The organism is Synechococcus sp. Minos11 (assembly GCF_014279855.1).
Lineage (GTDB): Bacteria > Cyanobacteriota > Cyanobacteriia > PCC-6307 > Cyanobiaceae > RCC307.
The window spans coordinates 1,935,160-1,948,597 of sequence record NZ_CP047953.1 but is presented as its reverse complement, the minus strand read 5'-3'; the positions used below and the strand labels follow the sequence as shown (position 1 = coordinate 1,948,597).

The following is a 13,438-nucleotide window of genomic DNA, read 5'->3' as shown; positions in this document are numbered from 1 at the left end:
CGGGCGACTGCAGTTAACATTCCGTAATCTCGAGGGGTTGAGCCTTGGCCGCAAAGAAGAGTTGGCGCAACGCGGGGCTGTATGTCCTGTTGATGGTGGTGTTGATCGCCCTCGGCACCGCCTTTGTTGGAGGACGTTCCAATACGCCCAACAATGCGCCGGTCAACCTCCGCTACAGCGACTTCGTTGAGGCCGTTCAGAGCAACGAAATCTCCAAGGTGCTGATTGCTCCTGATCGGGGCACAGCATTGGCCGTTAAGAGTGATGGCCAGCGCGCCCAGGTGAACCTGGCCCCCGATAAGAACCTGCTCAACCTGCTCAGCGAGCACGACGTTGACATCGACGTGCAGCCCAGCCGTCAGTCGCCGGCATGGCAATCGGCGTTGGGCAGCCTGCTGTTCCCCCTGCTGCTGCTGGGTGGATTGTTCTTCTTGCTTCGCCGCGCCCAGGGCGGTGGTGGCAACCCGGCCATGAGCTTCGGCAAGAGCAAAGCGCGGGTTCAGATGGAACCCCAAACCCAGGTGACCTTCGAAGATGTCGCCGGCATTGAAGGCGCCAAGCTTGAGCTCACCGAGGTAGTCGACTTCCTCAAGAACCCCGATCGCTTCACCGCTGTTGGCGCCAAGATCCCCAAAGGCGTTCTGTTGGTGGGACCTCCTGGCACCGGCAAAACCTTGCTTGCCAAAGCGGTAGCCGGTGAAGCTGGCGTTCCCTTCTTCTCGATTTCCGGCTCGGAATTCGTCGAGATGTTTGTTGGCGTGGGTGCCAGCCGCGTCCGCGACCTGTTCGAACAGGCCAAGAAAAACGCCCCTTGCATCGTCTTCATCGATGAGATTGATGCGGTGGGTCGCCAACGTGGCGCCGGCCTTGGCGGCGGCAACGACGAGCGCGAGCAGACCTTGAACCAACTCCTGACGGAGATGGATGGTTTTGAAGGCAATACCGGAATCATCATCGTTGCGGCCACCAACCGCCCCGACGTGCTTGATCAAGCGCTGATGCGTCCTGGTCGCTTTGACCGTCAGGTGGTGGTTGATCGCCCTGACTACAGCGGTCGTCTCCAGGTGCTTGGCGTTCACGCCCGCGGCAAGACCCTGGCGAAAGACGTTGATCTCGACAAAGTGGCCCGTCGCACCCCTGGCTTCACTGGCGCCGACCTGGCCAATCTGCTGAATGAGGCCGCCATCCTGGCTGCTCGCCGTCAGCTCAGCGAGGTCTCCATGGACGAGATCAACGACGCCATTGAGCGCGTCATGGCAGGTCCTGAGAAGAAAGACCGCGTGATGAGCGAAAAGCGCAAGCGCTTGGTGGCTTATCACGAGTCAGGACACGCCTTGGTGGGCGCCCTGATGCCTGATTACGACCCTGTTCAGAAGATCAGCATCATTCCCCGCGGTCAGGCCGGTGGTTTGACCTTCTTCACCCCCAGTGAAGAGCGCATGGAGTCGGGTCTTTACTCCCGCTCCTATCTGCAAAATCAGATGGCGGTCGCCTTGGGCGGCCGTGTTGCCGAAGAGCTGGTGTATGGCGAAGACGAAGTCACAACCGGTGCTTCCAATGACCTCCAGCAGGTGGCCCGTGTGGCGCGCCAGATGGTGACCCGTTTCGGCATGAGCGACAAGCTGGGTCCTGTGGCTTTGGGCCGTTCCCAAGGCGGCATGTTCCTCGGGCGCGACATTGCTGCTGAGCGTGATTTCTCGGAAGACACCGCAGCCACGATCGACAAAGAGGTGTCGACCTTGGTGGATGCTGCTTACACCCGCGCAGTGCAGGTGCTGAGCGACAACCGTGCCCTTCTCGATGAACTGGCAGAGATGCTGGTTGAGATGGAAACCGTTGATGCTGAGCAGCTTCAAGAGCTGCTGATCAGCCGCGACGCCAAAGTCGCCGACTACGTCTGATGGAACCAGGGGTGCGCTGCGGCGACCCCTCAGGCCTTTGTGACTCACTGCGGCAATCGCCCTTGCTTGCCGTGTTGCGACCGGGCTCGCCAGCGCAAGCGCAGCGTCAGATCGATGCTGTTGCTGCCGCTGGCTTTCACCACGTCGAACTGGCTTGGAGCCAAGAGCCTTGGTGGTTGGAGCTGCTGCAGACCCTGCCAAACCACTGGCCTGATCTGCGTTTTGGTGTAGCCGGTGTGCGCTGGGCCGAGCAGTTAGTGGTCGCCCACGGCCAGGGTTTGCGCTTTGCGATGTCGCCGATCAGCTGCCCGGAGATGTGGGAGCAAGCCGATGCGTTGGGGTTAACCCTGGTGCCCGGGGTGTGGAGTCCGAGTGAGGTGCATCGCGCTGGCGCTCGAGGTGCTGTGAAATTGTTTCCCGCTGCCAGCCTGGGCCCGTCCTATTGGCGCCAGCTTCGCGGGCCGATGGCACCCCTGCCGTTTTGTATTGCGGCCGGTGGGCTTCGACCTGCAGATCTCAGTGCCTGGTTTGCTTCTGGGGTGGAAGCCGTGGCGCTTGGATCCACGCTTTTTGATGAACAAGACCTGCTGCATCCGGGCCATGCCGAGCAGCTTGAGCCGTACTTGCACGGCATCACCACCAATCAGGAGACGTTGTAGATCTGAGTCTCAGGTGTTACATCTGGGAATGACCTATATCTGCGAGCCATGGCAGAGCTCAAAGTCAAGCTCAGCGACAAGGCTCTCTCTCTGATTGCTCAGCTCCAGAAAGAGATCTTCAATCGTCGCCGTAAGAAGGTGACCCCCTCAGGAGTGGTTGAGACTCTTGTGGAGTCCGCTGCGAAGTCTCAAAGCGACAAGCGTTTCGCCACATCGTGGAAAAACCTTGTTGTTGATATCGAAAAGGCCGCCAAGTTGGCCAATCAGCACGGCAGCAAGCCCAGCAACCTCAGCGATGAGGAATGGGCCATGGTGTTGAGCCATCGCACCCGTCCGGTCAAGACCGGCAATGTGAAGGCCAAAACCACAACCACCCGCCGCGCTGTTGCCAAGAAAGCAGCTCCTAAAAAGGCTGTTGCCAAAAAGACAACGGCCAAAAAGGCAACCACCACCACCAAGGTGACCCGCAAGGCAGCTGCTAAGCCGGCAGCTCGCAAGACCGCACGGGCCGCATCGCCTGCGAAGGCCAAGCGTTCCACCGGTTCGGTTGCCAAGCGGATGGCCAAAGCAGCCAGCAAGTTGGGTTCTGGCGCCGCAACCTCCAGCAATGGAGTGGGCAGCGCAACCGCAACCCTTAGCTGAACCAGTTCAGCTCAACCGCACTGGCCGCGTTGGCGTAGAGCGTGATCAGCGAGCACCAGGGCCACCATGGCTTCCACCATGGGCACGGCCCTGGGCAGCACGCAGGGATCGTGGCGTCCTTTCGCTGCCAGTGTTGTGGCTTCGCCACTGGCGTTGATTGTTTGTTGTTCTTTGCGGATCGTGGCGGTTGGCTTGAAAGCCACCCGCAGCACGATCGGCTCGCCATTGCTGATTCCGCCTTGGATCCCACCAGAATTGTTGGTGGCGGTGTGCAAGCTGCCGTCGCTGGTGGGCAGGAATGCATCGTTGTGCTGGCTACCCAGAAGGGTGGTGCCTGCAAAGCCCGAGCCAATCTCAAATCCTTTGGTGGCCGGTAGTGACATCACGGCCTTAGCGAGATCGGCCTCCAACTTGTCGAAGACCGGCATTCCCAGCCCCGTGGGTGGCCGGCGCACCACGCATTCGATGACCCCGCCGCAGGAGTCGCCATCACGCCCGATGGACTCAATGCGCTCGATCATCTGCTCCGCCATGGCGGCATCGGGGCAGCGCACGATGTTGGACTCCACCGCGTCCAGCGTGGGCACTGCGGGATCGATGTTGGCTTCCAGGGTGTGGATGCGTTTCACCCAGGCCAGCACTTCGGTGCCATGCAGCTGCTGGAGCATTTGCTTGGCAATGGCTCCGGCGGCCACGCGGCCGATCGTTTCACGCGCTGATGCCCTGCCACCCCCGCTGCGCGCCTGAATGCCGTACTTGCTTTGGTAGGTGGCATCGGCGTGGGAGGGCCGAAAAGCCACCTGCATTTCCTTGTAATCGCCAGGCCGCTGGTCTTTGTTGCGCACCACCATGGCAATCGGGGTGCCGAGGCTGACCCCATCGAGCAGACCGCTGAGTGCTTCAACGCGGTCATCCTCTTTGCGTGGGGTCGTGATCTTGCTTTGACCAGGCTTGCGCCGGTCCAGTTCGGCTTGGACGGCCTCGATGTCGATGGCTAAGCGCGGAGGACACCCATCGACAATCACGCCAACACCGCCGCCGTGGGATTCCCCGAACGTGCTGATGCGGAAGAGATGGCCGAAACTGCTGCCCATGGCCAGCTGAAACTGCATCGAGCGTACGGGCCAGAGCGCGTCATGCGTTTGTTTGTTTCTTGAATCCTTCTGGAGAGCTCCCAAAAGCCTGTCGAAGGCTGGACACACTGGAATGAGATCCAGCGGGCTTCGGCCATGGTTGTTTCCGTTGTCCGCCCGCTCCAGGCGCGCTGTGTTCTGCCGGCTGGAGCCCATTTGGGTGAAGGTCCCCACTGGTGGGCCGAGCGCTCCCAGTTGCTGTGGGTGGATATCGAGTCGTCGCGAATCGGACTCTTTGATCCCCACAGTGGCGACAACAGCTTCATCGATGTGGGGTGCCATGTCGGCTGTGTGGTGCCCACGGTTCATGGCGATCTCTTAGCGGCGACAGCAGATGGTTTTTTGCGGGTGGACTCCACAAGTGGTGAGCGCTCACTGCTGCACCACCCCGAGGCCCATTGCCTCGATAACCGGTTCAATGACGGCAAGTGCGACCCCTGGGGCCGGCTTTGGGCCGGAACGATGCACTACGAGTTCGCCACCGGTGCTGCAGCGCTTTGGCGTTTGGACACCAACCTGCAATCACGCCTCATGCGTTCTGGCGTGACCATCTCCAATGGGTTGGCTTGGAGCGTTGATCGGCGCTCGCTTTATTTCATTGATTCCCCAACGCTGCAGGTATTGCGATTCGCCTTGGATGAGCAGGGCGATCCCCTTGATGAGGGCACGGTGTGTGTGGAGATCCCGGCAGCCTGGAATTGTGTGCCTGATGGCATGACCATCGACGCTGAGGGGATGCTCTGGATTGCACTGCATGACGGTTCGGCGGTCACCCGTTGGGATCCAGGCAGTGGCGAGCAGCTGGCCACTGTGGAAGTGCCCTGCAGCAAAGTCACCTCCTGCTGCTTTGGCGGAGCGAATCTCGATCAGTTGTTCATCACCACGGCCCGTCACCAGCTCGCTCCCGATCAACTGGAGCAGCAACCCTTGGCGGGAGGCTTGTTTGTGGCTGAGGTCGGTGTTGCTGGCTTGCCAGCTCATACATTTGCGGGGTGAGCCCTGGCCTCAGGCGCCTATCTCTGGGTGTTGGCGAAAGATGCCGTGACGTGGTGCGAACAGAAATGCCAACAAGAACAATCCGGTTTGCACCAGAACGATGCAGCCGGCGGTGGAGCTATCGCTCCAGTAGCTGATGATCACCCCCAGCAGGCTGGCGAGCACGCTGCTGGTGATGGCCAGCAGGGTCATGCGATCAAAGCGGTCGGTGAGCAGATAGGCCGTGGCACCAGGGGTCACCAGCATCGCCACCACCAGGATGATTCCCACGCTTTGCAAGCCCGCCACCGCTGCCAGCGACAGCACCGAGAGCAGCACGTAGTGCAACAGCCCAGTGTTGATGCCGATCGATCGCGCGTGGGTGGGATCAAAACAGAACAGCAACAGGTCGCGGCGCAACAGCAGCAGCACAGCCACCACCAGCGCTGAGATCAGCAGGGTTTGCTGGATATCGGCCTGGGAGATGCCCAGCACATTGCCAAACAGGATGTGGGTGAGGTCGATGTTGCTGCGGGTCTTGGAGACCAGCACCAAGCCCAAGGCAAAAAATCCGGTGAACACCAGTCCAATCACGGTGTCTTCTTTCACCCTGGATTTCTGTTTGACAAAACCGATCGCCGTCACCGAGCCGACGCCAAAGACAAAAGCCCCCAGCGAGAACGGCAACCCCAGGGCATAGGCCAACACCACCCCAGGCAACACCGCATGGGAGACGGCATCGCCCATCAAGGCCCAGCCCTTGAGCGTCATGTAACAGGACAGCAGGCCGCAGACCCCGCCAACCAGAGCGCTGACCAATAGGGCCCTGACCATGAAGTCGTGGCTTAAGGGCTCCAGCAGCCAAGTGATCATGGCTCGGGTTCCTCGGCCGAACTGGGCCCCGTCAGCAGGTTGGGAGGCATGCCGCCAAAGGTGAGTTCCAGGTTCTCTGGTGTGAACACCTCGGATGTTTCGCCGTAGGCGAGCACGGTCTTGTTGATCAGAACCACCAGATCGCAGAAGTCGCGTACATGGCTGAGGTCGTGGGTGGAGATCAAAATCGTGCGTCCATCCCGGCGTAGCTGCAGGAACAGCTCAGCCATCAGCTTTTCGGTGCGTACATCCACCCCGTTGAAGGGTTCATCGAGCAACAGCACCGAGGCCCTTTGGGCGATGGCCCTGGCCAAAAAGGCGCGCTTGCGCTGGCCACCGGAGAGGGAGCCAATCGGGCGATGGCGCAACTCCAGTAGGTCCACCCGTTCGAGGGCATCGCGCACCGCGATGCGATCCGATTGGCGCGGAATGCGCAGCAGGTTCATGGCGCCATAGCGGCCCATCATCACCACATCCCAAACCGAGACGGGGAAGCCGCAGTCGATGCTTTCGCTTTGCGGCACATATGCCACCGCCTGCTCACGCTGGGCTTGGGCCACGCGCTGCCCATTGATGCGGATCCGGCCGCGGGATGGCCGCACAAAACCGGTGAGTGCTTTGAACAGGGTCGACTTACCAGCCCCGTTCATCCCCACAAGGCCGCAGATGCTGCCAGCGGGGAGATGCAGGCTGGCGTCATAAAGGGCAACGCGGCCGTTGTAATCAACGCAGACCTGATCGGCTTCGATGCGCATCAACGCTCACCTCCTTCGCTGCCGAGTCCGCGCTTGATCAGATTGACGTTGTGGCGTTGCAGATCAAGCAAGCTGGCGGCCGGGCCGTCACTGCCCGAGAGGGAATCCACATAGAACGTACCGCCAAAGCGGGCGCCTGAGGCCTTGGCAACTTCCCGTTGGGCCTTATCACTGACGGTGCTTTCACAAAAAATGGCTGGGACTTGGCGTTGCTTGATAGTGGTGATCAGCTGTGCCATGCGCCTTGGTGTGACTTGGCTTTCAGCATTGACTGGCCAGAGATAGGCCTCCTCCAGGCCGTAATCGTGGGCCAAATAGGAGAACGCCCCTTCGCAACTGATCAGCAGCCGTTGCTGTGGAGGCAGCTCGGCGAGGCCGCTTCGCAGCTCTTGATCCAGTTGCTGCAGCTGTTGTTTGTAGTTTTCCCCGTTGCGGCGGAACTCCGGCGCGCCCTCAGGATCGAGCTGGCTGAAACCCGCCACCAAGCCATCGACATAGCCCATCGCCCGTTGAGGTGACATCCAGGCATGGGGGTTGGGCTTGCCGGCGTAGGCATCGCCTTCAATCAACAGGGGCTTCATCCCCTGGCTGAGAGTGAGACGGGGCACATCCCCTGCTGCTCGCAGAAAGCGGTCGGCCCACAGCTCCAGTCCGAGGCCGTTCTCCACCACCAGATCAGCACCGGCGGCCTGCTCCAGATCACTAGGGGTGGGCTCATAGCCATGGATTTCGGCGCCAGGTTTCACGATCGAGCGCACTTGAAGGCGATCTCCAGCCACTTGGCGGGCCATGTCGGCCAGCACGGTGAAGGTGGTGAGCACCACCGGCTTGTTGTTGCCTTGCTTGGTTTTTTCAAGCTCTGGGCTTGCAGTGCAGCCCGCCATCAGAGCTGAGCTCAGCAGCGCAATCAACAGCTGTTTGCCGCGTGCCAAGAGCTGCCTATGAGCCGTCAATCAAGTTAATTCGCCGCCTGAGCGATTGAAGTTGTATTCCAGCAGAGCTGCAGCAAAAAGAGATTTGAGCTTGATCAAGCCTTCTTGCTCGCTCGGGTCTGGCCCGCCGGGCCAGCGCTCGAGATAGAAGCTCACCGACTTCAGCATCAGCCCAATGGCTTCCTCATTCAATTCAAATTGAAGCGTCGGGTCCTCCTCTGGCATGGATTCTGTCGGCTCCTCTGGGTCTAGTTAAACGTGGCGTGAGGGCCTGCATCCGCACAACAAAAAGCCCCCTCCGAGGAGGGGGCTTTCCGATTCAGTTGATCTGAATCGTTTGTTGATTCCAGATCAACCGATGGCAGGAGCCTGGAGAGCCACAGGGGCGCTCTCGGCAGCAGCCAGGTCGAGGGGGAAGTTGTGAGCGTTGCGCTCGTGCATCACTTCCATGCCGAGGCCGGCACGGTTGAGGATGTCAGCCCAAGTGTTCAGCACACGACCCTGGGAATCCAGGATGGACTGGTTGAAGTTGAAGCCGTTCAGGTTGAAGGCCATCGTGCTCACGCCAAGGGCGGTGAACCAGATGCCAACCACAGGCCAGGCAGCCAGGAAGAAGTGAAGGCTGCGGCTGTTGTTGAACGAGGCGTATTGGAAGATCAGGCGACCGAAGTAACCGTGGGCAGCCACGATGTTGTAGGTCTCTTCCTCTTGGCCGAACTTGTAGCCGTAGTTCTGGGACTCGCTCTCGGTGGTTTCACGCACCAGGGAGGAGGTCACCAGGGAGCCGTGCATCGCGGAGAACAAGCTGCCGCCGAAGACGCCTGCCACACCCAGCATGTGGAAGGGGTGCATCAGGATGTTGTGCTCGGCCTGGAACACCAGCATGTAGTTGAAGGTGCCAGAGATGCCCAGGGGCATCGCGTCAGAGAAAGAACCCTGACCGAAGGGGTAAACCAGGAACACTGCAGAAGCAGCAGCCACAGGGGCGCTGTAAGCAATGCAGATCCAAGGGCGCATGCCCAAGCGGTAGGAGAGTTCCCACTCACGGCCCATGTAGGCGTAGATGCCGATGAGGAAGTGGAAGATCACCAGCTGGAAAGGACCGCCGTTGTACAGCCACTCATCGAGGGAAGCGGCTTCCCAGATGGGATAGAAGTGCAGGCCAATGGCGTTGCTGGAAGGAACAACAGCACCGGAGATGATGTTGTTGCCGTAAAGCAGGGAGCCGGCGACAGGCTCGCGGATGCCGTCGATATCAACCGGGGGAGCGGCGATGAAGGCAACGATGAAGCAGGTGGTGGCAGCCAGCAGAGTCGGGATCATCAGAACACCGAACCAACCCACATAGAGGCGGTTGTCGGTGCTGGTGACCCACTCGCAGAACTGCTGCCACGCAGAGGCGCCGGAGCGCTGCTGAATGGTGGTTTGCATGAGTGCGTTTGGGGTGTGCCCGGAGGCGGTATGGATTCCCGGAGCAATTTCCGGTCTCCGAATTGTAAAGCAACATTGCGGGATGTAAACCAACTTTTTCAGACTCCGGAGTGGCAATGGCCTTGTTAGGGTCCGATTCCTTGTGCTGGAGCGGTGTCTGAGAGTCCAACACCGACTTCGGCTGAGCGCGTCCTGTTGGTACGCCTTCCTTGCAACCCCATCTTTCCGATCGGCCCGATCTATTTGGCCGATCACCTTCACAAGCAATTCCCCCAGTTGCAGCAGCGGCTGCTTGATCTAGCGGCCGTCCCCCTGCTGGATGTTGACCGGGTGCTTCGGGCCACGGTTGATGCTTTCCGGCCCACCTTGCTGGTGTTCTCTTGGCGAGACATCCAGATCTATGCGCCCGTTGATGGGCGCGGCGGCAATCCGCTGCAGCACTCGTTTGAAGTCTTTTACGCCCGCAATCCACTGAGGCGCCTGCGTGGTGCCTTGGGCGGGGTGAAGTTAATGGGCTCGTTCTATGGCGAGCTTTGGCGCAACTTGCGTCTGATCCGGCGTGGCCTCAAGCGTGCCCGCCACCATTGCCCCCAGGCTCAAGCCGTTTTGGGTGGCGGTGCCACCAGTGTTTTTTACGAGCAATTGGCGCCGTTGTTGCCCAAAGGCACGGTGGTCTCTGTCGGCGAAGGCGAGCCGCTGCTTGAAAAGTTGCTGCGCGGGGAATCTCTCGCTGGTGAACGCTGTTTCCGCGCCGGGGAAGCGCCTCGCCCTGGCCTAATCCACGAGCAGCCCTCGGGTTTGATCAAAACCGCCTGCGATTACGACTACATCGAATCGATTTGGCCGCAGCTGAACTGGTATCTCGAAGCTGGCGACTTCTATGTCGGCGTTCAGACCAAACGAGGGTGTCCCCATAACTGCTGTTACTGCGTTTACACCGTTGTTGAAGGCAAGGCGGTGCGGGTCAACCCCGTGGATGAAGTCATCGCCGAGATGCGTCAGCTTTATGAGCGCGGGGTGCGCGGTTTTTGGTTCACCGATGCCCAGTTCATTCCAGCGCGGCGTTACATCGAAGACGCCAAGGAGCTCCTGAGAGCAGTGCAGCAGCAGGGCTGGAATGACATCCGTTGGGCGGCTTACATCCGCGCCGACAACCTTGATGCCGAACTGGCTGAGCTGATGGTGGCCACAGGGATGGAGTACTTCGAGATCGGCATTACCTCCGGGTCTCAGGAGCTCGTTCGCAAGATGCGCATGGGCTACAACCTGCGCACTGTGCTGGAGAACTGCCGCTTGCTGGCGCGAGCTGGCTTCCGCCATCACGTCTCAGTCAATTACTCGTTCAACGTGATCGACGAGCGCCCCGAGACGATCCGTCAAACCGTTGCCTATCACCGCGCACTCGAGGCGGCCTTTGGCGCCGACAAGGTTGAGCCCGCCATCTTCTTCATTGGGTTGCAGCCCCACACCCACCTGGAGCAGTACGGCTTCGATCAGGGCTTGATCAAGCCCGGTTACAACCCGATGAGCATGCTGCCTTGGACGGCTCGCCAATTGCTGTGGAACCCCGAGCCCATGGGCCAAACCTTTGGCCGTGTCTGTTTGGAAGCCTTTGAGCGCAATCCTGCAGATTTCGGCCGCATGGTGATGGATCTGCTGGAGCGCGATTACGGCTGTGCTCCCCTGGAAGAAGCACTGCATGCTCCAGTCGAAGGCCGTAAGGCCATGGCCACTGCAACCGCCTGACGCTATTTAGGAGCGTCTCAAGGCCAGCAGCAGAACCACCAAAGCGATCCAGCCCGCCACGCCGCCGATCGGGTTGTCCGGGCTTAAGAGCCAGGCTGGACCAGCGCTTTGCAAATCCAAAACTCCCTGGCTGAGCAGGAACCAGCCGCCAACGGCTCCTCCATGCAGGCCAATGGCACCCCACAGCACGCCTTGATCGCCATCGCGTTGTTCAGCGAGCAGAACCCCGAAGAGAGCGAGACCGCCGAGCAGCAGCAGCAGTTCCAGCCCAGGGAGGTGAAACCGGGTGTGCACAAGGCTGAAAATCGCGGCCTGCAGCCAGAGGGCGCGCTGGTGGCCCAGCAGCAGGCTGAGCTCACCGAACAACCAGCCGCGGAACAGCAACTCTTCGGCAAAGCCCACCCCTAGGCCCAACACCACGCCATTGAGCAGCAAGGCCGGCGTCAGACGCAGCTCGCTTTGAGCGCCACCCAGCAGCAAGGCCACCACGATGAACAGCAGCAGTGCCGCGGCCAGCAACACCCCACGGCCCAGTGTCTGTATGAGTTCTCCCCAGCGGCAGCGCACACCAAGGCGTTTCCAGGCCTGGGGTTCACCCCAGGCCCGCTGCAATCGCCAAGGCAGCGAGATCAGTAAGGCCGCAACGCTGGGAAGCGCTGCCAGGGAAGCCTGCTGAGCAACGGGAACACCCATCAACCCCAGTAGGCCTTGCAAACCCAGAAACAACGCCACCAAGGAGGCGGGGTAGAGGAGCGTGCCGCGCCAGTGGGGCCTCACTCCTCCGGCTCGATGGTGCTGGTGAGACCTTTGGCCTTGAGGCTCTCGCAATAGAACTCAGCCGGCTCGATATCGCAGACGATCACCAAGCCCACACCGCTGTTGTGGGCTTCCAACATCACGGCCATCGCATCCTGCTCGCTCAACGACGGCACCACCTCCCGCAGGGAGGTGACGACGTATTCCATGGAGTTGACCGGATCGTTGTGGAGCAGCACCCGGTAACGGGGCGATGGTTTTCGCACCGTTTCGGGCTGCCGCTCCATCACGGCGGCTCCCCCACCAGGGGAGCGCACCGGAGTTTCACTGGCGTGCGTCATGGCGGGGGCAGATCGCAGAACCGACGGCAATCTAAAGAGCGCGGATGCGGCGCATGGCTTCATCCACGTTGCTGCGGCTGTTGAAGGCCGAGAGGCGGAAGTAGCCCTCGCCCGCGGCACCAAAGCCACTGCCTGGTGTTCCAACCACATTGGCCTTGTTGAGCAGATGATCAAAGAAGCCCCAGGAATCCATGCCTTCGGGGGTTTTGATCCACACGTAGGGGGCATGCTCGCCGCCATAGATCGTGAGCCCAGCGGCGGAAAGCTCCCTGCGAATGATCGCGGCGTTCTCCATGTAGAAGCTGATGAGCGCCTTGACCTCGGCCTGGCCTTGCTCGGAGTACACCGCTTCAGCCCCACGCTGAACGATGTAGCTGACGCCATTGAACTTGGTGCTTTGGCGGCGGTTCCAGAGGCCCCAGAGCTCCACCTGCTCACCCGTGGCGCTGGTGCCCATCAGGCCTTTGGGGACCACGGTGAGTGCGCAGCGGGTGCCTGTGAAGCCGGCGTTCTTGGAGAAGGAGCGGAATTCGATCGCGCATTGGCGCGCCCCCTCAATTTCAAAGATCGAGTGGGGGATGGCCGGATCTTGGATGAAGGCCTCATAGGCCGCATCGAACAGGATCAGAGCCTTGTGCTCGAGGGCGTAATCCACCCAGTTCTTGAGTTGCTCGCGGCTGGCGACAGCTCCGGTGGGGTTGTTGGGGAAACAGAGATAGATCAGATCAACCGGGGTGCTGGGTAGCGGTGCGGTGAAATCGTTGGCAGCGGTGATGGGCAGGTAGCTCAGGCCGCCGTATTGCCCGCCCTCATTGGCATCACCGGTGCGGCCAGCCATCACGTTGCTGTCGACATACACCGGATAGACCGGATCGGTTACGGCGATGCGATTGCCCTCGCCAAGGATGTCGAGGATGTTGCTGCTATCGCATTTGGAGCCGTCGGAGACAAAGATCTCCTCGGCGCTGATGTCACAGCCGCGGCTTTGGAAATCGTGTTTGGCAATCGCTTCGCGCAGCCAGGCGTAGCCCTGCTCCGGCCCATAGCCATGGAAGCCTTCGCGAGTTCCCATCTCATCGATGGCGTTTTTCATGGCGTCCCGGCAAGCCTGCGGCAGGGGCTCGGTGACATCACCAATGCCCAGGCGGATCAGGGCGGCGTCGGGGTTGGCTTCGCTGAAGGCCTTCACCCGGCGGCCAATTTCAGGAAACAGGTAACCCGCTTTGAGCTTGAGGTAATTGCCGTTGACGAGGGCCATAAGGGAGTAGCGCGATGGCGGGATTGTCCTATGCGG

General features: G+C 60.6%; 14 protein-coding genes. 5 read left to right on the top strand and 9 right to left on the bottom strand.

Annotation, left to right across the window (positions count from 1 at the left end; all coding sequences use genetic code 11):
• The first annotated feature begins 44 nt into the window (after window positions 1-44).
• Genes ftsH3 through SynMINOS11_RS11010 form a run of 3 tightly spaced genes read left to right on the top strand, consistent with a single transcriptional unit; the run spans window position 45 to window position 3,202 of the window.
• On the top strand, window positions 45-1,901 hold the full coding sequence (ftsH3, locus tag SynMINOS11_RS11020) for an ATP-dependent zinc metalloprotease FtsH3 (protein WP_255445402.1): 1,857 nt from the start codon (window positions 45-47) through the stop codon (window positions 1,899-1,901).
• Window positions 1,901-2,560 (top strand): bifunctional 4-hydroxy-2-oxoglutarate aldolase/2-dehydro-3-deoxy-phosphogluconate aldolase, encoded by a 660-nt coding sequence (locus SynMINOS11_RS11015; protein ID WP_186548516.1) that lies wholly within the window; start codon window positions 1,901-1,903, stop codon window positions 2,558-2,560. The genes ftsH3 and SynMINOS11_RS11015 overlap by 1 nt, the downstream gene beginning before the upstream one ends.
• Before the next feature lie 48 nt (window positions 2,561-2,608).
• Window positions 2,609-3,202, top strand: a complete 594-nt coding sequence (locus tag SynMINOS11_RS11010) for a hypothetical protein (RefSeq protein ID WP_186548514.1) — start codon at window positions 2,609-2,611, stop codon at window positions 3,200-3,202.
• Window positions 3,203-3,213: 11 nt separating this feature from the next.
• On the opposite strand, the gene aroC is transcribed toward SynMINOS11_RS11010, so the two are convergent.
• Complete coding sequence (aroC, locus tag SynMINOS11_RS11005) at window positions 3,214-4,296, bottom strand: chorismate synthase (RefSeq protein ID WP_186550850.1); 1,083 nt, start codon at window positions 4,294-4,296, stop codon at window positions 3,214-3,216.
• Window positions 4,297-4,431: 135 nt separating this feature from the next.
• On the opposite strand from aroC, the gene SynMINOS11_RS11000 reads away from it, so the two are divergent.
• Window positions 4,432-5,331, top strand: coding sequence for an SMP-30/gluconolactonase/LRE family protein (locus tag SynMINOS11_RS11000; protein WP_186548512.1), 900 nt, complete (start codon window positions 4,432-4,434; stop codon window positions 5,329-5,331).
• Window positions 5,332-5,340: 9 nt separating this feature from the next.
• On the opposite strand, the gene SynMINOS11_RS10995 is transcribed toward SynMINOS11_RS11000, so the two are convergent.
• From SynMINOS11_RS10995 to psbA, 5 genes are all read right to left on the bottom strand, one after another.
• A complete protein-coding gene (locus SynMINOS11_RS10995; protein WP_011936601.1) occupies window positions 5,341-6,183 on the bottom strand; it encodes a metal ABC transporter permease in 843 nt (280 codons plus the stop codon).
• Complete coding sequence (locus SynMINOS11_RS10990) at window positions 6,180-6,938, bottom strand: metal ABC transporter ATP-binding protein (protein ID WP_011936600.1); 759 nt, start codon at window positions 6,936-6,938, stop codon at window positions 6,180-6,182. Before SynMINOS11_RS10990 ends, SynMINOS11_RS10995 begins: the two co-directional genes overlap by 4 nt.
• Window positions 6,938-7,822: a metal ABC transporter substrate-binding protein gene (locus tag SynMINOS11_RS10985; RefSeq protein WP_255445553.1), complete on the bottom strand. Its 885-nt coding sequence runs from the start codon at window positions 7,820-7,822 to the stop codon at window positions 6,938-6,940. Before SynMINOS11_RS10985 ends, SynMINOS11_RS10990 begins: the two co-directional genes overlap by 1 nt.
• A 69-nt stretch (window positions 7,823-7,891) precedes the next feature.
• Window positions 7,892-8,038: a hypothetical protein gene (locus SynMINOS11_RS10980; protein ID WP_255445401.1), complete on the bottom strand. Its 147-nt coding sequence runs from the start codon at window positions 8,036-8,038 to the stop codon at window positions 7,892-7,894.
• A gap of 183 nt (window positions 8,039-8,221) precedes the next feature.
• A complete protein-coding gene (gene psbA, locus SynMINOS11_RS10975; RefSeq protein WP_011935857.1) occupies window positions 8,222-9,301 on the bottom strand; it encodes a photosystem II q(b) protein in 1,080 nt (359 codons plus the stop codon).
• 153 nt (window positions 9,302-9,454) lie between these two features.
• Between psbA and SynMINOS11_RS10970 the strand changes: the two genes are divergently transcribed.
• Window positions 9,455-11,047, top strand: a complete 1,593-nt coding sequence (locus SynMINOS11_RS10970) for a photosystem II high light acclimation radical SAM protein (protein ID WP_186548506.1) — start codon at window positions 9,455-9,457, stop codon at window positions 11,045-11,047.
• 6 nt (window positions 11,048-11,053) lie between these two features.
• Here the strand turns inward: SynMINOS11_RS10970 and SynMINOS11_RS10965 are convergent, their stop codons facing one another.
• Genes SynMINOS11_RS10965 through SynMINOS11_RS10955 form a run of 3 tightly spaced genes read right to left on the bottom strand, consistent with a single transcriptional unit; the run spans window position 11,054 to window position 13,402 of the window.
• On the bottom strand, window positions 11,054-11,824 hold the full coding sequence (locus SynMINOS11_RS10965) for a CPBP family intramembrane glutamic endopeptidase (RefSeq protein WP_186548504.1): 771 nt from the start codon (window positions 11,822-11,824) through the stop codon (window positions 11,054-11,056).
• A complete protein-coding gene (gene clpS / locus SynMINOS11_RS10960) occupies window positions 11,821-12,144 on the bottom strand; it encodes an ATP-dependent Clp protease adapter ClpS (RefSeq protein WP_186548502.1) in 324 nt (107 codons plus the stop codon). Before clpS ends, SynMINOS11_RS10965 begins: the two co-directional genes overlap by 4 nt.
• 31 nt (window positions 12,145-12,175) lie before the next feature.
• Window positions 12,176-13,402 (bottom strand): LL-diaminopimelate aminotransferase, encoded by a 1,227-nt coding sequence (locus SynMINOS11_RS10955; protein WP_186548500.1) that lies wholly within the window; start codon window positions 13,400-13,402, stop codon window positions 12,176-12,178.
• Between the last annotated feature and the right edge of the window lie 36 nt (window positions 13,403-13,438).

What these genes read in the sequence shown, in the direction of transcription:
- aroC (WP_186550850.1), bottom strand. Translation starts at nt 4,296, where the DNA reads ATGGGCAGCAGTTTCGGCCATCTCTTCCGCATCAGCACGTTCGGGGAA.
- SynMINOS11_RS11010 (WP_186548514.1), top strand. Translation starts at nt 2,609, where the DNA reads ATGGCAGAGCTCAAAGTCAAGCTCAGCGACAAGGCTCTCTCTCTGATT.
- SynMINOS11_RS10955 (WP_186548500.1), bottom strand. Translation starts at nt 13,402, where the DNA reads ATGGCCCTCGTCAACGGCAATTACCTCAAGCTCAAAGCGGGTTACCTG.
- SynMINOS11_RS11000 (WP_186548512.1), top strand. Translation starts at nt 4,432, where the DNA reads ATGGTTGTTTCCGTTGTCCGCCCGCTCCAGGCGCGCTGTGTTCTGCCG.
- SynMINOS11_RS10995 (WP_011936601.1), bottom strand. Translation starts at nt 6,183, where the DNA reads ATGATCACTTGGCTGCTGGAGCCCTTAAGCCACGACTTCATGGTCAGG.
- clpS (WP_186548502.1), bottom strand. Translation starts at nt 12,144, where the DNA reads ATGACGCACGCCAGTGAAACTCCGGTGCGCTCCCCTGGTGGGGGAGCC.
- psbA (WP_011935857.1), bottom strand. Translation starts at nt 9,301, where the DNA reads ATGCAAACCACCATTCAGCAGCGCTCCGGCGCCTCTGCGTGGCAGCAG.
- SynMINOS11_RS10980 (WP_255445401.1), bottom strand. Translation starts at nt 8,038, where the DNA reads ATGCTGAAGTCGGTGAGCTTCTATCTCGAGCGCTGGCCCGGCGGGCCA.
- SynMINOS11_RS11015 (WP_186548516.1), top strand. Translation starts at nt 1,901, where the DNA reads ATGGAACCAGGGGTGCGCTGCGGCGACCCCTCAGGCCTTTGTGACTCA.
- SynMINOS11_RS10990 (WP_011936600.1), bottom strand. Translation starts at nt 6,938, where the DNA reads ATGCGCATCGAAGCCGATCAGGTCTGCGTTGATTACAACGGCCGCGTT.
- SynMINOS11_RS10985 (WP_255445553.1), bottom strand. Translation starts at nt 7,822, where the DNA reads ATGGCGGGCTGCACTGCAAGCCCAGAGCTTGAAAAAACCAAGCAAGGC.